The following is a 21846-nucleotide window of genomic DNA, read 5'->3' as shown; positions in this document are numbered from 1 at the left end:
TCACAGGACTGCACGCTGCCAGGCCGGGCCCGCGTACGCCGGTGGTTCGTCTCGGTCTCCCCTGATGCTGTGCCATCGGGCCGGCCACAGGGCCACCGGCCCGGCGAGCACGGCCCGTATCTCCGCCGCGCTCTCGTCCGGCCGCGCTTCGTCCCAGGGAAAGGTCACGAAGACCTGGTACTCGTCCGGCTCCGTGAACCACACCTCGAGCCGGCCGGAACCGCCGCCACAAACCCTGTCGCCGACGAGCCCCGGCGGCAGCGGGAGGTCGCTGAGGATCAGCCGCCCGGCCCGGCGCAGCGGAGTCTCCCAGCCGAAGTCGGCCCCCAAGCGGGAAACTTCGGCGTCGTAGGCGCCGGCGTCGAACAGCGTCGTACGCCGCCCGCTCTCCCCGCGTTGTTCCCGGTCGCCCCACACCCAGCGCACGACGGCACCTTCTCGCTGGATACGCGCCTCGACCGCGCTGCAATCCGGCCCGCAGCCACGACAGCAGGCGATCGTCGCCGTCGTCGGCTCGACGGTCGCGACGAAACGGTTGACCGGCACCAGCACGAACCACGGGTCAGGGCCGGCACTGCCGTCGAGGCTGCCGACAGCCTCACCGTCGATCCGCACGATCACGCGCAGATCCTTGACGGACAACGACAGCTCAGACATCACGCGATCAACCTACCGCCGTTCGCTCAGCGGCTGCTCGCCGAAGTCCGCGAAGATCCGCTGGAGACACCGCGATCCGACGGGACTGCATCAGGAGGCCGGGCTGCCGCACCCGGAGTAGGGGACGTCGCCGAGGTCGGCGAAGCCGCCGGCGTCGACGGCCGCCGCGTCGTTGTCGTCGGCCACCAGCACGGTGAAGCTGACCGGATCCGGCGCGGGGCAAGGGCCGTACACGTCGAAGACGGCCGACATCCACGCCGCCGCGCCGGGTGGCAGGCTCTGCGGTATTCCGGCCGAAGCCGGCGACAACTCGCCGCAGGCGCCCCAGCTGGTGCCGACGACCCGCATGCCACCCAGGGGAAGTGTCGCGGCGAACTCCTGCAGCCGCACCGGGCGGCCGGACCGGTTGACGACCTCCACCCCGAGCTGCAACCGGAGGCCCAGCTGTTGCGAGCAGCGCCGGCCGGTCGCGTTCACGGCCGCGCTCACCGGAGCCACGGTGGCCGTCTCGCCCGTCGAGCGCCCAGCGTCGCGACGGTCGCCCAGCTGGTATCCGGCACCCGCGCCGAGTGCCGCCGCCAGCAGGAGCAGATCGGCCAGTCCGGCCAGCCGCCGCCGCGCGCCCGGCGGCGGTGGCGCCTCCATCATGTCCATTTCGCCGCGTACGCTGATCGATGTCTCGGGCGGCTCCATGGCACGACTATACGAGGGCGATCGGGCCCTCTGGCAGGCTTGACGCATGGGACCGCATGACTTCGCCGCCGTCCTGCTCGACATGGACGGCACCCTGGTCGACTCGGACGCGGCCGTCGAACGCTCCTGGCGGCGTTGGGCCGCCGAGCACGGCGTACCGATGAGCACTCTGGAGCCGCGGCTGCACGGCAACACCGCGCTCACGACGGCCATCGCCGTGCTGCCCGGCCGTACGGCGGACGAGCACCGCCACGCCGCGCAGCGGCAGCTCGAACTGGAGTACGCGGACGTCTCCGACATCCGGGCCACGGTCGGCGCCGCCGAACTGCTGGACACCGTGCGGCGGCTCGGCCTGCCGTGGGCCGTGGTCACGAGCGCGGACCGGCGGCTGGCCGGCATCCGGCTCGGCGCCGCCGGCATCACGCCGCCGGTGCTCGTCACCGTCGAGGACACGGCCGAGGGCAAGCCGTCGCCGCAGCCGTACCTGGCCGCGGCCGATCGGCTCGGCGTCGATCCGGCCCGGTGCCTCGCGGTCGAGGACTCCGCCCCCGGCATCCGGTCCGCCCGCGCGGCGGGAGCCCGGGTCGCGACGCTACGCGGGCTCGACGGCGACCATCCCGTCAAGGATCTCCGCGAACTCGCCACCTGGCTCGCATCCGGCCGCTGACCGGCGTACGCCCGACAGCCGACTACTGCTCCGAACCTCGGGTACGCCGTCCGGGCTCAGCGGGCTCGCCGGGCGGCGACGGCCGCGTCCAGGCCGCCCCGCCAGACCAGGCCGGCCTCGGCGAACCCCGCTGCCAGCAAAGCGTCGCGGTGCCAGCCGACCGGCGGGGTCCACTCCTGACCGTGGTGGATGCTGAACAGCTCGTCCCGCTCGGTCTTCAACGGGCCGAGCACCGGGTCGGCCGCGACCAGGTTCCACCAACCCTCCCACGAGACCGCCGCTCCCGTGGCGTACAGGGCTTCCCGGCGCCGCTTGTCCGCGGCGTACAGGTCTTCGGTCAATGCGGGCAGGTCATCGTCGGGCATGTGGTCGGCGTTGACGAAGATGCCGCCCGGGGCGAGCAGGTCGAGGATCTGTCCGTAGAGAGTGGACAGTTCGTCGGCGGCGAACCAGTGCAGCGCGGTCGCGGTGAGGATCGCGTCGAAATCCCGGCCGATCCGGCTCGGCCAGCCCGCCTCCCGCAGATCGGCCTGGACGACGGCGACAGTGTCGGGCAGCGAGCCGCGCGCGATACGCAGCAGGGCGGGGTCGAGGTCGACGAGCGTCACGGCGGCGTCCGGACGGCGGCGTACGAGCCGCAGGCTGATGGAACCGGTCCCGCCGCACAGGTCGAGGACCCGCAGCGGACGGCTGGTGGGCGCGGTCGCGTCGACGGCGTCGAGCATCGCCGCGAAGCGTTCCTCCCGGTCGGGCATGTACGCCTCCTGCTGCCGGTCCCAGCTGTGCTGCCACGCCGAGGCCGTCCGGCGATCGAAGCCGCCCGTCGTCGATTCGTCCATCTCCGCATCGTCTCATCCGCCGGACGGCAGGGGCCGGCGCCGCTTGACTAGTGTTGATCCTCATGAGGCGACAGCCGAATCCCACGGACCCGATCTCGGCCGCTGCCCTGGAGCCGCCGCCCGACGCCCAGGCGCTCCTGTTCGACTGGGACGGCACCCTGGCCGACTCCACGACCGCGAACTACCACAGCCTGCGCGAAGGGCTGCAAGAGCACGGGCATCTGCTGCGGCGCGACTGGTTCGATCAGCGGACCGGGCTGTCCACGCACGAGATGGTCCGTCTGCTCGCCGCCGAAACCGGCGCGCCCCTCGATTCCTCGCTCGTCGCCCGGCGCCGCGACGCCGCGTTCCTCGACCGGTTCGTGCACACCGTCGAACCGGTCCGCCCGGTCCTCGACATCGCACGGACGGCACGAGCACAGGGACGCCGGCTGGCGATCGCCACCGGCGGCACGACCGTCAGTTTCGCCCCGACCCTGGACCATCTCGGCATCCGAGACCTCTTCACGGTGATCGTGACGCGCGAGGACGTCGACAACGGCAAGCCCGCACCCGATCTGTACCTGCTGGCCCTGTCCCGGCTCGGCGTACCGGCGCGGGACGCGGTGGTGTACGAGGACAGCGACGAAGGACTGCGGGCCGCCGCCGCGGCCGGCATCGACGCGATCGACGTCCGGCCGGTGGTCGCCCCCGAACGCCTGCCGCGAACCCCCTGACGCTGTCGGACACCGGCGGCCGGTATCCGCATCCGGTACCGGCCGCCGGTCGCTGTCAGGCCGGTCGGTAGCGGACGTTGAGTGCGCGTACCGGGTCGTCGCCGACTCTGTTCAACCGCACCGGTACGCCGCCCGGGTTGTCGAACAGCCGGATGCCGTCGCCGAGCAGGACCGGCGCGACGTGCAGGTCGATCTCGTCGATCAGCCCGCGTTCGAGCAGCTGGCGGCCGACGGTCGGCGAGAACACCTCGACGTTCTTCTCCCCCGCCGCCTTCTTCGCGATCTCGAGCGCCTCGGCCACGTCGCAGCTGAGGAAGGTGACGCCTTCGGCCGGGGTGGCGTCCTCGGGATGGTGGGTCAGCACGAAGATCGGGCCGTCCCAGAGGCCGCCGTAGGGCCGGGCACCGTTGATGGTGTCCCAGCCGGACCGGCCGCCCAGGATCGCACCGGTCGTGGTCACGTACTCGTCGATCAGTCCGTCGCGGACGGTGAAGCCGGTCATCCAGTCCATCGCGTGATCCGGTCCGGCCACGAAGCCGTCCAGCGACATCGTGAAGTGCCACAGCACTTTACCGGCGGCCACCTGCGGTTGGGTGTCAGTCATCGAAAAATCCCCCATTCTCCGAGCCACCGTACGACTCTGGTACGACGTTTTCGCGTACTCAGGAAAGGGACGCGCGGACGACCAGGGCGAGCACGGGACGTGGATCCGTGGCGTCTTCGCGGGCGACGCGATGGAGGATGAGGCCTTCGCAGCAGGCCATGACCGCGTTGGCCGCCACCTCGGGCGCGGGCGCGCCGAGGTGGGTGAGGAGCGGTACCAGCAGGCCGCTCATGGCGGCGCGGCCGCGGGAGACGGCGTCGCGCAGTTCGGCGTTGTGGGCGGCCTCCATGAAGAGGACGAGGCGGGCCCGGGTGAGGGTGCGGTTGGCGGTGACCGCGTACGTGAGATACCCCGTGAGCAGGTCGACGAGCGCGTCCGCACTGTCCGGAAGGGACGGTACGCCCAGGTCGGCGAGTTCGCGTTCGGCGACGTGGTCGACGACGCCGGCGAGAAGGGCGGCGCGGGTGCGGAAGTGGTTGGAGGTGGAGCCGCGCGGCAGCCCGGCGCGCTCGTCGACGCGGGCGTGGGTGAGGGACCGCAGGCCCTCGGTGCCGACGAGGTCGAGGGCGGCGTCGAGGGCCCGGGTACGCGTACTCACGCTCGAACTATAAACGTAGTGACACGGGTACTACGTTTATAGTAGTCTGCGGTCATGGCGGCGTTTCCCCAGCTCGTGGGAATCGAGCACAGGATGGTCCGGCTCGCGGCGCTGCGGATGCACGTCGCCGAGGCGGGACAGGGCGAGCCCGTACTGCTGCTGCACGGGTTTCCGCAGACCTGGTGGGAGTGGCGGGAGATCATTCCCGGCCTCGCGACGACCCACCGGGTGATCTGCCCGGATCTGCGGGGGGCGGGTGCGACGGACGCGCCCGCGGACGGCTACGTGCATCCGGAGCAGGACCTGCTCGACCTCCTCGACGCCCTGGGGATCGAGAAGGCGCACGTCGTCGCGCACGACTGGGCGGCGATGGCCGGGTACGAGCTGTGCCTGCGGCATCCGGAGCGGGTGCTGAGCTTCGTCAGTCTCGCCGTTCCGCATCCGTGGATGCGTTTCTCGCCGAAGCTGCTGACGGTCATGTGGCGGCTGTGGTTCCAGTACGCGATCGCGACACCCGGCCTCGGGCCGTGGCTGCTGCGCCGGGGCGGTCTGGTCCGGTACCTGTTCCGGGCCTATGCGGCGCAGCCGATCGAACGGTCCGATGTGGACCTGTTCGCGGCGCAGTTCCGGGAGCCGCAGCGGGCGCGGGCCGGATCGGTCCTGTACCGGCGCTTCATCATCCCCGGGGCGATGCGGATCGCGCGCGGGGCGTACCGGGGCGTGCGGCTGCGGACACCGACGCGGCTGCTCTACGGCGCCGCCGACCCCGCCCTGCGAGCGGAGTTCCTCGGCGGGTCCGCGGAGCACGCCGACGACCTGACCGTGGTGCGTATCGAGAACGCGGCGCACTTCCTGGCCGACGAGCAGCCCGCGGCGGTGCTGGCCGAGATCAGGCGAGCACTCGCGGCAGCACCTCCGCGCCCACCCGCTGCGCCTCCTCGCGGTGCGGCCAGCCCGACAGGATGAACTCGTCCAGGCCGAGGCGGGCGTACTCGCGGATGCGCTCGGCCACCTGGTCGTAGCTGCCGACGAGCGCCGTGCCGGCGCCTTCGCGGACGAGGCCGATGCCGGCCCAGAGGTTGGGCGCGATCTGCAGGCCGTCGGCGCTGCCGCCGTGCAGGGCCGCCATCCGCTGCTGGCCCACCGAGTCCATCGTCGCGAAGCGCGCCTGCGCGGCGGCGATCCGCTCCGGGCTCATCCCGGCCAGCAGCCGGTCGGCCTCGGCCCACGCCTCGTCCGCCGTCGGGCGCGCGATCACGTGCAGGCGGATGCCGAGGCGCAGCGTACGGCCGTTGTCGGCGGCCAGTTTGCGCATCCGCTCCGCCCGTTCGCCGATCGCCGCCGGGGGTTCGCCCCACATCAGGTACGCGTCCGCGCGCCGGGCGGCCACCTGCTCGGCGACCGGCGAGGCACCGCCGAAGTAGAGGTCCGGCGCGGGGTCGAGCGGCCGGCGCAGGCCACCGCCTTCCACGCGGTAGTGCTCGCCGGTGAAGTCGAACGGCGTACCCGTGAAGGATCGGCGCAGGACGTCGAGGCATTCGTCGGTACGCGCGTACCGCTGGTCGTGGTCGAGGAAGTCGCCGTAGGCGCGCTGCTCGCGGGCGTCGCCGCCGGTGACGGCGTTGAGGGCGAGGCGGCCGCCGGACATCTGCTGGAAGGCTTCGGCCTGCTGGGCGAGCACGGTCGGCAGGGTGAAGCCGGTCCGGAAGGCGACCAGGAACTTCAGCCGCTCGGTACGCGCCGCGACGGCGCTGCAGACGATCCACGGGTCCGGGCAGCCCGAACCGACGGGGGTGAGCGCGCCGGTGAAGCCGCCCTCCTCCGCGGCCCGCGCGACCTCGGCGAGGTAGTCGAGGGTCGCCTCGCGCCGGTGGTCGGCGGCGCCGGCCGCGACGGTCGCGGAGCCGACCTGATCGCCGTCGCCGGAGGTGGGCAGGAACCAGTGGAACACGGTCATGATCGAAAGCCTACCTATCCGGTAGGCTTTATTCCAGGCCCGGACCCGCCGTCCCGCGACGTGGAACGCGGGGAATCGTTGGAACAAGGGTGATGCGTGGTTTCGGAAGGCTCGTGACGGTGGCCGCCCTCTGCGCCGGGGCGGCCCTGTGGTCGCCCGCGTACGCGCAGCCGGGCCAGGAGGACGTGGTCAGCGACCAGCCCGTGCAGTGGACCCCGCACGTCATGGACGGCACGGTACGCGCGATCGCCCAGGTCGGCGACGTGATCGTGGTCGGCGGGACGTTCACGGCCGTCACCGACCCGGCCGCGGTCGCGGACTTCGCGCGCGACTACCTGTTCGCGTTCAAGCCGCGGACCGGTGAGATCCAGCCGCTGGACGTGCCGCTCGACGGCCCTGTGTACGCCCTGGCCGCCGGCCCGCCCGGCACCGTCTTCCTCGGCGGCACATTCCATCACGCGGGCGGCCAGCCGCACGACGGGATCGCCAGGCTCGACGTGGCCACCGGGCGGATCGACCCGGCGATGACGGCCGACATCACCGGCACCGATGTGCGTACGCTCGCCTTCGACGGGATGCACCTGTTCGCGGGCGGCCTGTTCAGCGCAATCAACGGCGTACGCCGCCCGGGACTGGCCGGGCTGGACCCGGAGAGCGGCGCGGTGGACCCGGCGTTCGACCCGCAGCTGCGGCCGTGGCGGTCCGGCCCGATCAAGATCGAGGCGCTCGCCCTCACCCCCGACCACGAGCGGCTCATCGCGATCGGCGGCTTCGGCACGGTCGACGGGCTCAACCGCCCCCAGGTCGCGGTGTTCACCACCGGCGGCGACCTCACGGACTGGCGTACCAGCACCTACAACCAGGAGTGCGCGAGCGTCTACGACGACTACGTGCGCGCCGTCGACGTCGACCCCACCGGCGCGTACGCGGTGATCACGACGACCGGCCACACCTCCACGCCGACGGCCATGTGCGACACGGCGGCCCGGTTCGAGCTGAGTCCCGGGCCGCACAAGCCGACCTGGGTCAACCACACCGGCGGCAACTCCCTGTTCGCGGTGGCCTGCACCGGCGCGGCCGTCTACGTCGGCGGCCACCAGCAGTGGCTGGACAACCCCTACGGCAACAAGAACGCCGGACCGGGTGCGGTGGCCCGGCCCGGCATCGGCGCGATCGACCCCGACACCGGCCTGGCGCTGGCCTGGAACCCCACGCGTACGCGCGGCGTCGGCGTCCAGGCCTTCCTCGTCACCCCCGACGGCCTCTACGTCGGCTCAGACACCGACCAGCTGGCCCACGAGTACCACGGCCGCATCGGCCTCTTCCCCAACCCCTGACCCACCCCACACCCGCCCCACACCCGCTTCTTCGTCCGGTTTGGATCAGGGAAATCACCCGAATCTTGGACCAAGATTACGTGCGAAACCCTGATCCAAACCGGATCATGAGGGGCCGATCAACGCCCGCAAGGCTGCGCAGTGCGCCTCGTACGCCTTGCGGCCCGGGCGGGTCATCGCGTACGTGGTGGTGGCCCCGCGGCCGTGACCGTCCTTGGTGGACTTGACGTAGCCCGCCGCCTCCAGCGCCGACATCTGCTTGGACAGGTCGGAGTCGCCGAGTCGCAGCTGCTCCTTGAGGAACCGGAACGAGACCGTCGGCGCGTTGGCCAGCATCGCCATCGCGGCGAGCCGCTTGGGCACGTGGATGACCGGATCCAGGTCGCCGATCATCCGAGCCGGTCCCGCACCTTCGCGGCCGCGGCGGCGTACTTCCGTTCGTAGAGGGCGATTCCGGCCGTGACGGCGACGAAGGCGACCGCCGCCCCCACCGGTACGCCGCCCAGCCACCACGCGGCCGCGACCACCACGACCACCACGGCGAGGCCGGCGAAGTAGCCACGGTAGACGGACCCGATCTCGGCCGGCGGCCGGCCGTGGCCGAGCATCGGCAGCGCCCCGTGCCGGCGGCGCATCCAGGCGAGGAACCAGCCCTCGGCGGCGAGCACGATCGCCAGCGAGGCGAAGAACATCGCGCCGTTGACCCGGTACCAGGCGAACGCGCCGATGAGCGCGGCCGTCCAGGCGCCGACGACCGGCGGGTACCACCACGGCGTCGGGGGGTACTGCACGTAGGGCGCCGCGGCGGAGCGCTCGACGAGGATCAGCTGGTCACGCGCCTCAACACTTTCCATGTCGGAAACTATAGCCAAAACTTTCCAGTTGGGAAAGTGGAAAGTTCTCGGGCGATCGGCAGCCCCGCACAACGCATCCAAGGAAAACTATTTGACGGCCGCGATACGTTGATCCTCCGTACTTCCGTCGGGTGGGGCCGACCCACTCGGAGGAAGTACCCGTGCGCAAGCCCTCACCCCTGACGTTCCTACTGGTCACCGTCGTGGTCGACATGCTCGGCCTCGGCATCGTGGTCCCCGTCGCCCCGGCCCTGATGACCGCGCTGACCGGCGGTCCCGCCGGTGCCGCCCGCTGGTCGGGCCTGCTCGGTTCGGCCTTCGGCGCCGCCCAGTTCCTCGCCGCTCCCCTGTTCGGCCGCCTGGCCGACCGCTACGGCCGCAAGCCCGTCCTGATCATCGCGCTCGCCTGCCTCGGCGTCGACTGGCTCGGCCACGCCCTGTCCAGTTCGCTGCTCTTCATCGGCATCCTGCACACGCTCGCCGGGGCGTGCGCCGCCGCCGGCACGGTGGTCAACGCGTACGTGGCGGACGTGGTGCCGCAGGAGCGCCGGGCCCGCGCCTACGCACTCGTCGGCGCCGCGTTCTCCGCCGGCTTCATCGCCGGCCCGGTCCTCGGCGGCCTGCTCGGCGGCATCCATGTCCGGCTCCCGTTCTACGCCGCCGCGGCGCTCGCGCTCGCCAACTCCGCGTACGGCCTGCTGGTCCTGCCCGAGTCACGCCCCGGCGACCGCACCACCCCGCTCGGCTGGCGCGTGGCCAACCCGGTCGCCGCCCTCCTCCTGCTCGCCCGGCGCCCGCGCGTCTCCCGCCTCGTCGGCGGCCGCCTGCTCGACGACACCGCCCGCATGATCCAGCAAACCACCTGGGTGTACGCGATGACGGCGCGCTTCGGCTGGACCACCGCGTACACCGGGCTGATGATGACCGTGATCGCGCTCGCGTGCGGGGCGGCCTCGCTGTGGCTCACCGGACCGCTGACCCGCCGCCTCGGCACGGCCCGCACGACGATCCTGTGCGGGCTGTTCGGCGCGGCGTCCCTCCTCGCGTACGCGACGGTCCCCGCCTGGCTCGTCTGGCCCGCGGTGGCGCTGTCGGCGGTGGCGTCGATCGGCGGCGGCACGCTGCAGGCGTGGATCACGGGGCGTACCGGAGCCGAGGAGCAGGGCACCGTCCAGGGCGCGCTGACGGCGGTGGCGGCGCTCGCGGAGATGACGGTGCCGATCGCGGCGACCGGCGTCTTCGCCTGGTCCTTCGCCGCCGGGCTGCCGGGTCTGACCCTGGCGGCCGCCGCCGCCCTCGCCCTGCTCGCCACCCTCACCCTCACCCGCGCGTAGCCCTCCCCCGACCGCGACGCGCACTCCGCCGACGACGCGCACTCCGCCGACGACGCGCGCTCGCCGCGACGACCACTTCTCGGCGATCTTGCGCGAATGTCCGGGCCTTCGGTGCATACCGGACGGAATTCGAGACATTCGCGCAAGATCGCCGGGGAGGCGGTCATCGCGGAGCGGCGTCAGGAGGCGGGGTCGGGGAGCGGCGCCGGAAAGCGGTCAGGTCCACTGGGCGGCGACGGCGGCGAACTGTTCCCGACTCCAGGCGATCGAGCCGTCCGTGAGCCCCGCGATCACCTCGTCGAGCCAGCGCAGTTCGGCCGCCACCACCGCGCGGAGGTACTCGGTCTCCAGCAGGCTCACCCGCGGCACGTCGAAGCCGTCGAGCCGGCCGATCATCTCCTCGCGTACCGCCAGGCGCTCCCGCAGCGCCGCCCGCCGCCGTTCGAGATGCTCCAGTGTGGACTCCGGCGAGAGCATCGGCAGGAACGACAGCGCCGCCGGGAACTCCGGGTACTCGTTGCGCGGCACGGCGAGGATCTCCCCCATCCACTGCCGCGCCGCCGCCCGGCCCGCGTCGGTCACCTCGTAGCTGGTGCGCTCGGGGTACTGCTGGTCCTTGCTGGTCGCGTGGGCGCGGATCAGGCCGGCCTCGGCGAGCCTCGTGATCATCTTGTACAGGGTCGCCCGCTGCTCCACGTTGACGACCTGGTCCTTGCCCCACTTCTTGATGAGCTGCTGCATCGCGTACGGGTGGAGGGGACCGTCCTCCAGCAGACCCAGGATCGCGAGCGCCAGCGGGGACCGGCGGAAGGTCGTCGTCATGACAAAGAACGTACACTAGTTGCCAGACTACTAGTTGCCATGACACTATCTAGCCATGATGACGACCGAGAAGATCCACGTTGAGCACGTCACCTCCGCCGACGGAACGCGCGTCGGCTACCGCCGGCTCGGCAGCGGCCCCGGCATCGTCCTCGTCCACGGCTCGATGCAGTCGTCCGCCAGCCACCTGCAGCTGGCCGCCGCCCTCGCCGACTCCTACACCGTCTACCTGCCCGACCGGCGCGGCCGCGGGCTGACCGGCCCCTACGGCGACGCGTACGCGATGGCCCGCGAGGTCGAGGATCTGGCCGCCGTGCTCGACCGGACCGGCGCCGAGAACCTGTTCGGCGTGAGCGTCAGCGGTCTGGTGGTGCTCCGGGCCGCCCTCGCCCTCCCCCAGGTACGCGCGATCGCCGCCTTCGAGCCCGCCCTGCTGCCCCGCAACTCGCCGCACCTTGCCTGGCTGGACCGCTACGACCGCGAGATGGCCGCCGACCGGACCGCGTACGCGCTGGTGACGAGCATGATCGGGCTGGAACTGGCGCCGCCGGCGGTGACCCGGCTGCCCCGATGGTTCCTCGCCGGCTTCACCAACATGGCGATGAACAGCGAGGACAAGAAGGCCGCCCCGGACGCGGTCACGATGCGGAAACTGGCTCCCACGCTGCACTACGAGGGCGTGCTGCTCGCGGAGACGGCCGGCTCCCTCCCCGCGTACGCGGACATCAGGGCGAAGACGCTCCTGCTCGGCGGCGGCAAGGGGCTGGCCTTCCTGCATCCCGCGCTGCACGACCTGCGCGACACGATCCCGGGAGCGCGGCTCGTGGAGCTCGCGGGGCTGGACCACGGCGCGTCGGCCGACGTCTCGAAGGCGAATCCCGGTGGCAAGCCGGAGGTCATCGCCGCCCAGCTCCGCTCGTTCTACGCCGAGTGACCCTCTCGTGCGACGCGGTCGTCAGCGGAGATTGAGCCCGCCGTCGAGAAGGACCACCTCGCCCGTCACGTATCCGTTGTGGATCAGCGCCGAGATCAGATCCGCGACGTCGGACGGCTGGGCGGCCCGGCGCATCGGACTGGCGGTCGCCCACAGCTGCTGGGCGGCCGTCCAGTCCGCCGTCAGCGGAGTGTCGACGAGACCGGGCGCCACGGCGTTGACGCGTACGTCGGGGCCGAGGGCGGCCGCCAGCAGCTTCGTCATGTGGTTGAGGGCCGCCTTGCTCGCCGCGTACGCGATCGAGCTGCCCTTCGGCCGCACGCCCGCGTGGCTGGTGACGTTCACGATGCAGCCGCCCGCCTCGCGCAGCGCCGGAACGGCGGCGGTGCACAGCAGCCACGGCGCGATCAGATTGACGTCCAGCAGCCGCCGCCAGTCCGCCGCGGGCAGCGCCGCCAGATCCGCGTGCGGCACCGGCCAGCTGATCCCCGCGTTGTTCACCAGCACGTCGAGCCGGCCGTGGTCGGCCAGGACGCGCGGCACCAGCCCCGCGGCGGCCTCGTCGTCGGCGAGATCGGCCTGGTAGTACGTGCCGCCGAGGTCCCGCGCCAACGCCGTCCCGGCCGCCGCGCTCGACCGCGAGTGCACCGCCACCGTCATGCCGTCGGCCGCCAGCCGCCGCGCGGTCGCCTCGCCGATCCCGGACGCCGACCCCGTCACCAATGCCACCTTCGTTGTCACGCCGACACCGTACCGATCTTGAAGGCACTCCCGTCGTAGGTCACGCCATGAGCTTTCACGAAGGCGTACGCGCCCGGGCCGCGACGACGGGCACGAGGGTGTCGTCAACGGCTACTTCGTCGTGCGTACGCCCGCCTTCGAGCCTCGCGGCCGGACGAATCGTCCCGGACAGCACCCGTCCGGGACGATTCGTCGTTCGTGCCGCTGATGCCGATGCTGGTTCGGTCGTGGCGCTTCCCGGTCCGCCGCCGATCTACCGGTAACCGGCGGCGACGATGTTGGCCTGGACCGCGTTCTCGGTGGCCTCGGATGGGTAGCCGCTTGTCATCACGCCCTCGTAGAAGGTGCCGGCGCCTTTGATGCTGTTGTCACCGCCGGTACCGAGGATGATGGCGCCCTCCTTCTTCATCGGGTTGTAGCCGCTGACGTTGGGGTCGAGCACCGACTCGGTCGGGCGTACCCCGTCGTAGTACGTGGAGACGCCGCCCGACTGGGCGTTGGCCGCCCGGATGGCGAAGTGGTTCGCCTTGCCTTTGACGATGGCGGTCAGATAGCGGTACCCGAGCGTGGGGTCGTTCTCGTTGTCCTGCGCCTTCGAGCCGCCGTAGACGCCGTTCTCCATGTCGACGAGGACCCAGGGGCCGGCGCCGGCGCCGGAGCCCCACTTGCTGGTGTTTCCGAAGTAGACGGCCTCCATGGTGCCGTTGCCGTTGTCCTCGCCGTTGGTCTCGGCGTTGCCGTAGTCGAAGCAGCAGCCGCCGTTGTAGTGAGTACCGTCGATGACGTCGTACATGCCCTCCGGGTTGTCGCCCGTGGCGATGCCGTTCGTGTTGTTGTTGCGGTAGCCGACGCCCGGGACGACATAGACCCCGTACGCCTTGTGGCCGCCGACCGTCGTGGGAGCGGCGGTGGCGTCCGCCAGGTTGTCGTAGCCGCCCGCGGCCGGGCCGGAGAAGTGTCCGGGCGGTGCCTGGTAGAGATGGTTGCCCCGGCCGGACTGGTCGTAGATGACGCTGATCAGACAGGTCGTTCCGGCGCAGAAGGAGTCCTGCGCGGCCGCGTTGGCCACCCCGCCGGCGGTCAGCGGGGTGATGTTCTTGGTCGTACCGTCCGAGGCTCGTTTGACCTGGTAGAGGCTGCCGTTGTAGGCGGCGTACAGCGCCCGGGTGGTGCTGTGCGCGGCGACGCAGGGCGTGCCGCCCGCGGCGTAGATGTCGCATGGCTGGCGGGTCGTCGAGCCCGCGGACGGTGTCGCGGTGGCCGGGGTCCCCCCGACGAGGTTGAACGCGATCTGCATACGGGCGACGTCCGAGCAGGTCTCCTGCACGATCGGATTGTTGCCGGCGGTCGAGCCGTCCTTGTCGCTGATGCACAGGTTCGTCGCCACGCTGACGACGCGGAACTTGCCGGGCGTCGCCGAGGACGCCTGGAACGTCCACTGCCGGTTGGCCTGCGGCGAGCCGCAGCTGTACTGCTGCAGTTGCTGGCCGGAGACGGTGGAACTGGAGGGCACGTCGATGCACTTGCCGCTGTTGATGTTCACGAGCTGGTAGGCACTGCCGCTCGGCTCGACCCGCCACTGCTGGCGGGCCGACCCGGCCGCGCAGGCAGCCTGAGTCAGCAGTGTGTTGTTGGCGGTGGAATCGGCGGGCACTTCCAGGCATTTGCCGCTGGCCCCGGGGACGAGGGTGTAGACGCCGCCGGCGCCCGGGCTGCTCGCCGCCGCGGACGGGTACGCCGTGACGGCCGTCAGCGCCAGGGGCACGGCCAGTGCCATCGCGATGACCGCCGCGAGGCGCCGCCGGCGCCGCTTTGGCCCGGCGTGGATCGAGTGCTGCATGCGTGACCTTCCCCGCCGCCCGAGCCGGCCGCATGGCATGACGCTCGCCAGGGCGGACAGGGCGACTGCGTGGTTGTTGATCGACGGATCGCGCCTGCGGTCGGCAGGCGGACGGTTGGTAGACGTCACCGGGGGTCCGCCGATAACAGAGATTCGTGCGTTGAAGACCTCGCTGGGAAAAGATCCCGAAAACATGTCACAGGATGCGTGACCGCCTCGTCTCGTGGACCGAACCGACAACGAGGAGTACGAGATGAGAGTCTTCCTGGCCGGCGGAACCGGCGTCGTGGGCCGTCGCCTGATCCCGCAGCTGATCGCGCGCGGCCATGACGTGACCGCGACGACGACGAACGCCGCGAAGCTGGACGTGCTGCGCGGCACCGGTGCGCGGGCGGTGGTGATGGACGGCCTGGACGCGGCCTCGGTCGCAGCGGCGGTCGCCAACGCCCGGCCGGACGCGATCGTGCATCAGATGACGGCGATCTCCGGCAACCCGGACATCAAGCACATCGACCGCTGGTTCGCGGCCACCAACCGGCTGCGGACCGAGGGCACGGATCACCTGCTGGCCGCCGCCGAGGCGACAGGCGTGGGGATCTTCGTCGCGCAGAGCTACGCGAACTGGAACGGCCGGCGCAGCGGCGGGTGGGTGAAGACCGAGGAGGATCCGCTCGATCCGGCCGACGGCACCGCCGCGCATCCGCAATGGGTCGCGATCCACCATCTCGAAGAGGCCGTCGTACGCGCCGGCGGTGCGGTCCTGCGCTACGGCGGTCTCTACGGGCCGGGCGCCACCGACGACCAGGTCGAGCTGATCCGCCGGCGGCAGTTCCCGTTGGTGGGCAAGGGAACGGGGTACTCGTCCTGGATCCACCTCGACGACGCGGCCGCCGCGACCGTGCTCGCGGTCGAGCAGCACGCGAAGGGCGTGTTCAACATCGTCGACGACGAACCGGCCCCGGCCGCGGAGTGGCTGCCGTACCTGGCCAAGTGTGCGGGGGCGAAGCCGCCGATGCGCGTACCGGCGTGGCTGGCGCGGATGCTGGCCGGGGAAGTGGCGGTGATCATGATGACCGAGGGGCGCGGGTTCTCCAACGCGAAGGCGAAGCGGGACCTCGGCTGGCAGCTCCGCTATCCGACGTGGCGGGAGGGCTTCCGGGCGGGCCTCTAATGATCAAACTGATGGCGGACGACGCATGACCATTTCCCCGGCCGTCCTCTTGGCGGGGCTGTTCTCCGCCAAGGATCGCGACTACGCAGACCGGCTCGACGAGCTCGCCGCGCGCGTCGAGGTCCTGGGCGGCCGGGTGGTGGGCCGGTTCGTGCAGCGGCGCGGGGTTTCCCACGGCGGCGTACGCCTGATGGGCCGGCCGTTGTCGCGCCGGTTCGTCGTCGGGCCGGGAAAGGTGCGGGAGATCGCTGCCGCATGCGTCGACAGAGATGTCGACGGGGTGGTCTTCGCCAACGAACTCGACGCCTATCGCCGGCGGCGGCTGTACGAGGCGCTGGGCACACCGGTGCTCGCCGCCGCCGATCTCGCCGGCGACCTGCCGCTCGCCCACCTGCTCCGCACGGCCGAAGGCGAAGCCGCGCAACGGAAGCGGCGGAGCGGGTAGGTTCAGGATTCGGTGGGGACGGGTTCGGGGGCTGGGCGCCGGATCAGCGTCGCGATCGGCAGCCAGACCACGAGCTGGCCGATGCCGAGGATCGCGGCGAACGGCAGCAGCGTCCACAGCCCGACCTCCTGGGTCACCGTGCCCGCGAGCCAGGGCAACGCCGCGCCGCCGACGAGGGAGCCCGCGTTCATGACGCCGATCGCCGTCGGCACGAGGCGGGGCGTGGTCAGCTGCGGCGCGATCGCCATCGTGGTCGGGAAGATCGGGCCGAGGAAGAAGCCCAGCGGGATCAGCGCCGCGCTCGTCAGCGCCGCGCTCGGCGACATCCACGCGAGGACGATCGTCACGAGTACGCCGCCGAAGCACGCGTACATCGTGGTGGTGGTCGTGGCGCCGATCCGGACGGCGAAGGGGTTGATGAGGAAGCGGCCGAGGGTCAGGCCGAGCCAGTAGCCGCTGACCGCGTACCCGGCGAGGAGGGCGGGCAGTCCGCGGTACTCGGTCAGGTAGGTGTACGCCCAGTTGCCGATCCCCAGTTCGAGTCCGACGTAGACGGCCAGCAGGCCCGTGCCGAGCAGGACGCCGCGGCCGCTCAGGGCGGCCCGGAGCTGGCCGCCCGGCGGCGGGCTGTCCTGCGGGCGCGTACGCGGGAACACCACCAGGTACGCGACGAGGAAGCCCGCGCCGATCAGGGCGAGGACGAGCCAGGCGAGCATCCAGGAGGCGGCCGCGACGAGTTGGGCGGCCAGGATCGGGCCGAGGAGCGCGCCGACGCCGAAGAAGGCGTGCAGCCGGTTGATGAGCGTCGGCGCGTCCGGCAGCTCGGTCAGGTACGCGTTGAGCGCCGACTCCATGATGCCGGTCGCGTACCCGATGCCGAGCTGGACGAGGATGAGCCCGGCGAGCGCGGGCCGGCTGGCGATGTAGAGGCCGGCCAGCACGTACGCGACACCGCTGAGGGCCATGGTCAGCCGCAGGCCGAACCGGTGCAGCAGGGCGCCGGTGGACAGCCCGGCGAGGACGAAGCCGGCGGAGTTGGTGATGAACGTGAGGCCCAGCAGGGCCGGATCGACGCCGTAGTCGCGGATCTGCGCGGCGAGGACGACGCCGGTCGTGCCCGCGCTGACGCCGACGAGGATGAAGGTGGCGTACGCCGACAGCACCGGTGCCCGTAGACGCATCGCACTCTCCCGAAGATCGAATCGAGGGGGACTATGAGCGGTCGCCCGCGTGGTGTCAAGAACGGTCTTGCCACGAAGTACACCGACCGGTATATGTATTAGGCGTGGTACCCCGAGGAACCGCCCGCAGCTCCCTGTTGGCCAGTGCCGTCGACCTGATCGCCGCGCACGGCGTGAACGCGGTCGGCGTGGACGCCATCGCCGACCGCGCCGGCACCACCAAACGCACGCTCTACCAGCATTTCGCGAGCAAGGACGCACTCGTCGCCGAGGCGCTCTCGGCCAACAGCACGACCTGGCACGAGCGAGTGTCGGCAGCCGTCGCGGCCCGCGCCGAGGACCCCGAAGGCCAGCTGCTGGCGCTGTTCGACCTCATCGGCGAGGACGCGGCCCGGCCGGCGTACCGGGGGTGCGTCTTCGTCAACGCCGCCGCCGACCTGCCCGACCCGGCCCATCCCGCGCGGCCGGTCGCCAGCCGCCACAAGCAGCGGCTGCTCGACTTCCTCACCGAGCGGACGAGCCGGCTGGGCGTACGCGATCCGCAGCGGCTCGCCCGGCAGATCAAGGTGCTGCTGGAGGGCGTGGTCGCCACCGCGCTCGTCGATCCCGGACCGCAGCCGGCCCAGGACGCCCGGGCCGCCGCCGAAATCCTCATCATGACCGAGAAGGGCGCATCGTGACCGATGAGACCGGGCGCGGCACCGCCGACGCCACCCCCGACACCACTGTGGACCTCCTGTCGACCTGGCTGGCCGACCTCGCCACCGCCGTACGCCGACGCTTCACCGATCTTCCCGACGACGCGGTCGCGTACCGGCCCGATCCCGGGGGCAACAGTGTCGGGCTGACGCTGTGGCATTTCACCCGCTGGCTCGATCTGCTGACCCAGCGGGCCTGGCGCGGCCTGCCCGTCGCCGGCGAGCTGTGGCACAGCGACGGGTGGGCGGCGCGTACGGGCTATGACCCGAGCGGGCACGGGTTCCAGGGATTCGGCGTCGTCACCGGCTATACCGCCGAGGAGGTCGCCGAGGTGCCGTTCCTGCCCGCCGACCAGCTCCTCGCCTACTTCGAGGAGGTCGTCCGGAGCCTGGCGAAGGAACTCGGCGCGCTGGCCCCCGACCAGCTGAACGAGGCCGCGCCGGGGCTGGGTGGCGAGCGCAGCCGGTACAGCTGGCTCGCACCGGTCCTGCAGGGCAGCTTCGGGCACGTGGGCGAGATCGACGCACTCCTCGCGATGCGCGCCCGCGCCGCCGTCTAGGCTGGGCGGCCGTGGAGCCGTCGAACCCCTGGCTCGCCGATCCGGCACCGGCGAAGCGCCTCGACCGCGAGCGGCTGGAGGAGCGGATCCTCCAGCTCCTGGCCTCGCAGAACATGTGCGTCCTCGCGACGGCGGGCCCCGACGGTCCACTTGCGACACCGGTGCGCTATTCGTCGCTCGGGTTCGCGGTCATGTTCACCGCCAGTCCCCGGTCGCCGAAGATGCGCAACCTCGCCGCCGATCCACGTGTGTCCGTCGGCGTCTTCGCGCCGCTGGTCGGGCTGGCGAGCAGCCGCGGCGCCCAGCTGTTCGGGACCGCCCTGGTCCTCGGCCCCGAGGACCCCCGGCGCGCCCGCTACTGGCCGGCGTTCCGGTGGGAGAACGAGCACGCCGAACGCGGGCGGCCGCTGACCGAGCCGCCCGCCGACACCCTCGTGGTGGTGGCGGCGGAGCGGATCGTCTACACCGAGCACTGGCTGCGCCGCGAGGGGTACGCCCCACGCCAGTTCTGGCGGCGCGCCCCTGACTGACGGGGAGGCGGACCCATGGTGGGCCGGGGATCAGGCGGGAACGAGGTGGCGGGCTCTCGGACGGCGGAGGATCCACTCGACGAAGGCGATGTTGATCACCCAGCCGGCCGCCATCAGGACGGCCCGGACGTTGTGCGTCGGAACCCCGACCAGCAGCGCGTAGGGGACGTGCGTGAAGACCTGCGTACCGGCGCCCATCGCCAGGGCGTAGCCGCGCATCATCCACGCCCGGTGCGTACGCACCTCGCGGCGGCGGATCGCGAGGAAGGCCAGCACGATCGAGACGAGCATGCCGACGCTCACGAACAGCCGGATCACCCGCACCGGCAGCCCGTCGCCGGGCGCGTCCGGGTAGAAGACCGTCATCCAGAGGCCGGACAGGCCGACCGCCAGTCCGGCGACCACGGTCACCCGGCCGGCCACGCGGTGCCAGCCCCGGCCGCCCCGGCGCAGGCCCGGGACGAACTGGAAGGCGCCGAGCAGCGCGAAGACCGCGGCACCGAAGATGTGGACCAGCACCGGGACGGGCGCGTCGAAGAACCGCGCGTTCTCCCGCGTCACCTCGGCGCCGCTCACGAGCGAGGCGACGCGTACGGCGCCGCCGGCCATGGGAACCAGGGAGAACAGGACCAGTCCGGCCGGGATCAGCCACTGGCGCCGGGTAGTGGAGGTGGGTCGCGTCATGCTTCGATCGTCGCGACCGCAGCCGTCCGCTTCATCGTTCCGCAGGCCCGCGTCGCGGCTTCGCGGTAGGGCGGAATCGGGCGTACTTTCGGCCGGCCGCGCACCTCACCGTTCCGCGGCGCGGACCCGGCCCGTCTCGTACGCCCAGATCGCGACCTCCACCCGGTTGCGGGCGCCGAGCTTCCCCATCAGGCTCGCGATGTGGGTCTTCACGGTGCTGAGGCTGATGTACAGGTCGGCGCCGATCTCCTGGTTCGTCCGGCCCCGGGCCACCTCGAGCAGGATCTGCTCCTCCCGGTCGGTCAGGGGCTCGATGGGCTGGCGTGCCGGTGTACCGGGGGCCGCCTCGGCGAACGCCCGCAGCAGCCGCGTCGTCACGTTCGGCGCGATGAGCGCGTCGCCGCCGGCCGCGGCGTGCACGGCCTGGGCGAGCAGCGCGGGACCGGCGTCCTTGAGCAGGAAGCCGCGGGCGCCGGCGCGCAGCGCGGCGTAGACGTACTCGTCCAGATCGAACGTCGTGATCACCACGACCGCGGGCGGCTGCGCCGACGCGTTCAGCCGGCGGGTGGCCTCGATGCCGTCGACGCCCGGCATCCGGATGTCGACGAGGCACACGTCGGGCCGGACCTCCAGGGCGAGTTCGACGAGCCGCAGACCGTCGGCCGCCTCGCCGACCACCTCGATGCCCGGCTGCGCGTTGAGGATCATCACCAGGCCGGTCCGCACGATCTCCTGGTCGTCGGCCACCACCACGCGTACCACGCCGGTCATGCGGCGGGCGCCTTCCTGGGCAGCGCGGCGGTCACGAGCCAGCCGCGCTCCGGGCCCGGCCCGGCCGTGCAGACGCCGCCGAGCAGGTTCGCCCGCTCGTGCATGCCGACCAGTCCGTAGCCGGGCTCCGCGCGCCGGCCGGGGACGATCTCACCGTCGTCGCTGACGCGCAGGCGTACCTCGTCCTCGGCTGCGGTCACGCTCACCGTGACCCGGGTGGCGTGCCGCGCGTGGCGGCGCGCGTTGGTCAGCGACTCCTGGACCAGCCGGTAGACGGCCGTGTCCACAGCGGACGGCAGGTCGGCCAGGTCGCCGTCGAGCCGCACCCGCACCTCCGGCCCCGACCCGAACCGGCCGGCGAGCCGCTCCAGGTCGCGGATCCGGGGCTGCGGCGACAGGTCGGCCGGTTCGTCACGGCGCAGCACGCGGACCATCGAACGCAGTTCGGCCAGCGCGCGGGTCGCCTCCGCCTCGATGAGCCGCAGCGCCTCGACGGCCGCCTCGGGCCGGGTCGCCGCCACCGCCTGGCCCGCCTGCGCCCGGATCGCCATCGCCGACACGTGGTGCGCCACCGTGTCGTGCAGGTCACGGGCCAGGTTCTCGCGTTCCAGCAGCTTCATCCGGTCCAGCTCACGCTGGCGGGCCCGGCCGCGGTAACGCAGCGCCGCCCCCAGCGCGCACACGGCCGTCAGCACGGCCGCCCCGCCGATGCTGTCGCCCAGGCTGACGTGCCCGGTTCCCAGCGAGAACCCGAGACTCGCGAGCAGGAGCCCGGAACCGATCACCATGGCCCGGCCCGAGCCCCAGCGGTACAGGCTGAAGGGCAGCAGGAGCAGATAGGCCGTCGCGTACATCTCCGCCTTGCCGCCGTCGATGAGCAGCGGGACCAGCGCGCTGATCGAGAACGCCGCGGCCACCGTCAGCGCCGGCCGGCTGCGCCGCCACAGCAGCGTCGGGACCAGGCCCGCCGTCACCACCACGGACACCGCGCGGTGGGCGAGATCGGTGCGCAGCCACGCCTCCAGCGCGATCAGAGCCAGGAGTACGCCGGCCAGGGCGAGGTCGCGTACCCGCCGGCCCGGGGGCGGTTCGGGGGCGGGTTCACGCCAGAAGGACCGGAGCAGCAGCACACGCCCATGGTACGAAGCCACCTGCCCGGCCAGATCGGCCCAAAGTATGACCGGCGTACGCGCAGCCGCCCCATTCTCCGATG

General features: G+C 72.0%; 26 protein-coding genes. 11 read left to right on the top strand and 15 right to left on the bottom strand.

Going from position 1 to position 21846, the window contains the following annotated elements; all coding sequences use genetic code 11:
* Together G401_RS0108345 and G401_RS0108340 are read right to left on the bottom strand one after the other, a co-directional pair.
* On the bottom strand, positions 1-660 hold the full coding sequence (locus G401_RS0108345; RefSeq protein WP_157545462.1) for a hypothetical protein: 660 nt from the start codon (positions 658-660) through the stop codon (positions 1-3).
* 87 nt (positions 661-747) lie between these two features.
* Positions 748-1350 (bottom strand): hypothetical protein, encoded by a 603-nt coding sequence (locus G401_RS0108340; protein WP_027342137.1) that lies wholly within the window; start codon positions 1348-1350, stop codon positions 748-750.
* Between the two features lie 46 nt (positions 1351-1396).
* Between G401_RS0108340 and G401_RS0108335 the strand changes: the two genes are divergently transcribed.
* Positions 1397-2017: an HAD family hydrolase gene (locus G401_RS0108335; protein ID WP_051366368.1), complete on the top strand. Its 621-nt coding sequence runs from the start codon at positions 1397-1399 to the stop codon at positions 2015-2017.
* Positions 2018-2073: 56 nt separating this feature from the next.
* Here G401_RS0108335 and G401_RS0108330 read toward each other — a convergent pair whose 3' ends face one another.
* Complete coding sequence (locus tag G401_RS0108330; RefSeq protein WP_027342135.1) at positions 2074-2856, bottom strand: class I SAM-dependent methyltransferase; 783 nt, start codon at positions 2854-2856, stop codon at positions 2074-2076.
* Between the two features lie 62 nt (positions 2857-2918).
* On the opposite strand from G401_RS0108330, the gene G401_RS0108325 reads away from it, so the two are divergent.
* Complete coding sequence (locus G401_RS0108325) at positions 2919-3572, top strand: HAD family hydrolase (protein WP_051366367.1); 654 nt, start codon at positions 2919-2921, stop codon at positions 3570-3572.
* A gap of 55 nt (positions 3573-3627) precedes the next feature.
* On the opposite strand, the gene G401_RS0108320 is transcribed toward G401_RS0108325, so the two are convergent.
* Both G401_RS0108320 and G401_RS0108315 read right to left on the bottom strand, forming a co-directional pair.
* Complete coding sequence (locus G401_RS0108320) at positions 3628-4176, bottom strand: dihydrofolate reductase family protein (RefSeq protein WP_027342133.1); 549 nt, start codon at positions 4174-4176, stop codon at positions 3628-3630.
* Between the two features lie 58 nt (positions 4177-4234).
* Complete coding sequence (locus G401_RS0108315; protein ID WP_027342132.1) at positions 4235-4774, bottom strand: TetR/AcrR family transcriptional regulator; 540 nt, start codon at positions 4772-4774, stop codon at positions 4235-4237.
* Between the two features lie 54 nt (positions 4775-4828).
* On the opposite strand from G401_RS0108315, the gene G401_RS44330 reads away from it, so the two are divergent.
* Positions 4829-5740: an alpha/beta fold hydrolase gene (locus tag G401_RS44330; protein ID WP_084556952.1), complete on the top strand. Its 912-nt coding sequence runs from the start codon at positions 4829-4831 to the stop codon at positions 5738-5740.
* On the opposite strand, the gene G401_RS0108305 is transcribed toward G401_RS44330, so the two are convergent.
* Complete coding sequence (locus G401_RS0108305; protein WP_027342131.1) at positions 5664-6731, bottom strand: LLM class flavin-dependent oxidoreductase; 1068 nt, start codon at positions 6729-6731, stop codon at positions 5664-5666. The two genes, G401_RS44330 and G401_RS0108305, sit on opposite strands and share 77 nt — an antisense overlap.
* 92 nt (positions 6732-6823) lie before the next feature.
* Here G401_RS0108305 and G401_RS0108300 point away from each other — a divergent pair, with 92 nt between their 5' ends.
* Positions 6824-8068: a hypothetical protein gene (locus tag G401_RS0108300; protein ID WP_027342130.1), complete on the top strand. Its 1245-nt coding sequence runs from the start codon at positions 6824-6826 to the stop codon at positions 8066-8068.
* 105 nt (positions 8069-8173) lie between these two features.
* On the opposite strand, the gene G401_RS0108295 is transcribed toward G401_RS0108300, so the two are convergent.
* The gene (locus G401_RS0108295; protein ID WP_027342129.1) at positions 8174-8461 is read right to left on the bottom strand and encodes a transcriptional regulator; all 288 of its coding nucleotides are present in this window, start codon (positions 8459-8461) and stop codon (positions 8174-8176) included.
* Positions 8458-8922 carry a hypothetical protein gene (locus G401_RS0108290; protein ID WP_027342128.1) on the bottom strand — a complete coding sequence of 155 codons (465 nt, stop codon included), beginning with the start codon at positions 8920-8922 and terminating at the stop codon, positions 8458-8460. Before G401_RS0108290 ends, G401_RS0108295 begins: the two co-directional genes overlap by 4 nt.
* A gap of 161 nt (positions 8923-9083) precedes the next feature.
* Here G401_RS0108290 and G401_RS44325 point away from each other — a divergent pair, with 161 nt between their 5' ends.
* Positions 9084-10256: an MFS transporter gene (locus tag G401_RS44325; protein ID WP_051366366.1), complete on the top strand. Its 1173-nt coding sequence runs from the start codon at positions 9084-9086 to the stop codon at positions 10254-10256.
* 216 nt (positions 10257-10472) lie between these two features.
* Here the strand turns inward: G401_RS44325 and G401_RS0108280 are convergent, their stop codons facing one another.
* The gene (locus G401_RS0108280; RefSeq protein WP_027342127.1) at positions 10473-11078 is read right to left on the bottom strand and encodes a PadR family transcriptional regulator; all 606 of its coding nucleotides are present in this window, start codon (positions 11076-11078) and stop codon (positions 10473-10475) included.
* A 55-nt stretch (positions 11079-11133) separates the two neighbouring features.
* On the opposite strand from G401_RS0108280, the gene G401_RS0108275 reads away from it, so the two are divergent.
* Positions 11134-12012, top strand: coding sequence for an alpha/beta fold hydrolase (locus G401_RS0108275; protein ID WP_034591018.1), 879 nt, complete (start codon positions 11134-11136; stop codon positions 12010-12012).
* 21 nt (positions 12013-12033) lie between these two features.
* On the opposite strand, the gene G401_RS0108270 is transcribed toward G401_RS0108275, so the two are convergent.
* A complete protein-coding gene (locus tag G401_RS0108270; protein ID WP_027342125.1) occupies positions 12034-12753 on the bottom strand; it encodes an SDR family NAD(P)-dependent oxidoreductase in 720 nt (239 codons plus the stop codon).
* Positions 12754-13006: 253 nt separating this feature from the next.
* On the bottom strand, positions 13007-14593 hold the full coding sequence (locus G401_RS44320; protein WP_051366365.1) for an arabinofuranosidase catalytic domain-containing protein: 1587 nt from the start codon (positions 14591-14593) through the stop codon (positions 13007-13009).
* 253 nt (positions 14594-14846) lie between these two features.
* Here G401_RS44320 and G401_RS0108260 point away from each other — a divergent pair, with 253 nt between their 5' ends.
* Entirely contained in the window at positions 14847-15764 is a 918-nt protein-coding gene (locus G401_RS0108260) for an NAD-dependent epimerase/dehydratase family protein (protein ID WP_027342124.1), read from the top strand.
* A 25-nt stretch (positions 15765-15789) separates the two neighbouring features.
* The gene (locus G401_RS44315) at positions 15790-16209 is read left to right on the top strand and encodes an HflX-like GTP-binding protein (protein ID WP_064741713.1); all 420 of its coding nucleotides are present in this window, start codon (positions 15790-15792) and stop codon (positions 16207-16209) included.
* 2 nt (positions 16210-16211) lie between these two features.
* On the opposite strand, the gene G401_RS44310 is transcribed toward G401_RS44315, so the two are convergent.
* Entirely contained in the window at positions 16212-17390 is a 1179-nt protein-coding gene (locus tag G401_RS44310; RefSeq protein ID WP_084556951.1) for an MFS transporter, read from the bottom strand.
* Between the two features lie 104 nt (positions 17391-17494).
* Here G401_RS44310 and G401_RS55665 point away from each other — a divergent pair, with 104 nt between their 5' ends.
* Genes G401_RS55665 through G401_RS0108235 form a run of 3 tightly spaced genes read left to right on the top strand, consistent with a single transcriptional unit; the run spans position 17495 to position 19178 of the window.
* Complete coding sequence (locus G401_RS55665; protein WP_027342123.1) at positions 17495-18070, top strand: TetR/AcrR family transcriptional regulator; 576 nt, start codon at positions 17495-17497, stop codon at positions 18068-18070.
* On the top strand, positions 18067-18648 hold the full coding sequence (locus G401_RS56670; RefSeq protein WP_027342122.1) for a DinB family protein: 582 nt from the start codon (positions 18067-18069) through the stop codon (positions 18646-18648). The genes G401_RS55665 and G401_RS56670 overlap by 4 nt, the downstream gene beginning before the upstream one ends.
* An 11-nt stretch (positions 18649-18659) precedes the next feature.
* On the top strand, positions 18660-19178 hold the full coding sequence (locus G401_RS0108235) for a pyridoxamine 5'-phosphate oxidase family protein (RefSeq protein ID WP_027342121.1): 519 nt from the start codon (positions 18660-18662) through the stop codon (positions 19176-19178).
* Positions 19179-19208: 30 nt separating this feature from the next.
* On the opposite strand, the gene G401_RS0108230 is transcribed toward G401_RS0108235, so the two are convergent.
* From G401_RS0108230 to G401_RS0108220, 3 genes are all read right to left on the bottom strand, one after another.
* Positions 19209-19862, bottom strand: a complete 654-nt coding sequence (locus tag G401_RS0108230) for a DUF2306 domain-containing protein (RefSeq protein WP_027342120.1) — start codon at positions 19860-19862, stop codon at positions 19209-19211.
* A 105-nt stretch (positions 19863-19967) separates the two neighbouring features.
* On the bottom strand, positions 19968-20633 hold the full coding sequence (locus G401_RS0108225; protein ID WP_027342119.1) for a response regulator: 666 nt from the start codon (positions 20631-20633) through the stop codon (positions 19968-19970).
* A complete protein-coding gene (locus tag G401_RS0108220; RefSeq protein WP_027342118.1) occupies positions 20630-21763 on the bottom strand; it encodes a sensor histidine kinase in 1134 nt (377 codons plus the stop codon). The genes G401_RS0108225 and G401_RS0108220 overlap by 4 nt, the downstream gene beginning before the upstream one ends.
* Between the last annotated feature and the right edge of the window lie 83 nt (positions 21764-21846).

The organism is Hamadaea tsunoensis DSM 44101 (genome assembly GCF_000428945.1).
Classification (GTDB): Bacteria; Actinomycetota; Actinomycetes; order Mycobacteriales; family Micromonosporaceae; genus Hamadaea; species Hamadaea tsunoensis.
This window is presented reverse-complemented; position numbering and strand designations above follow the sequence as displayed.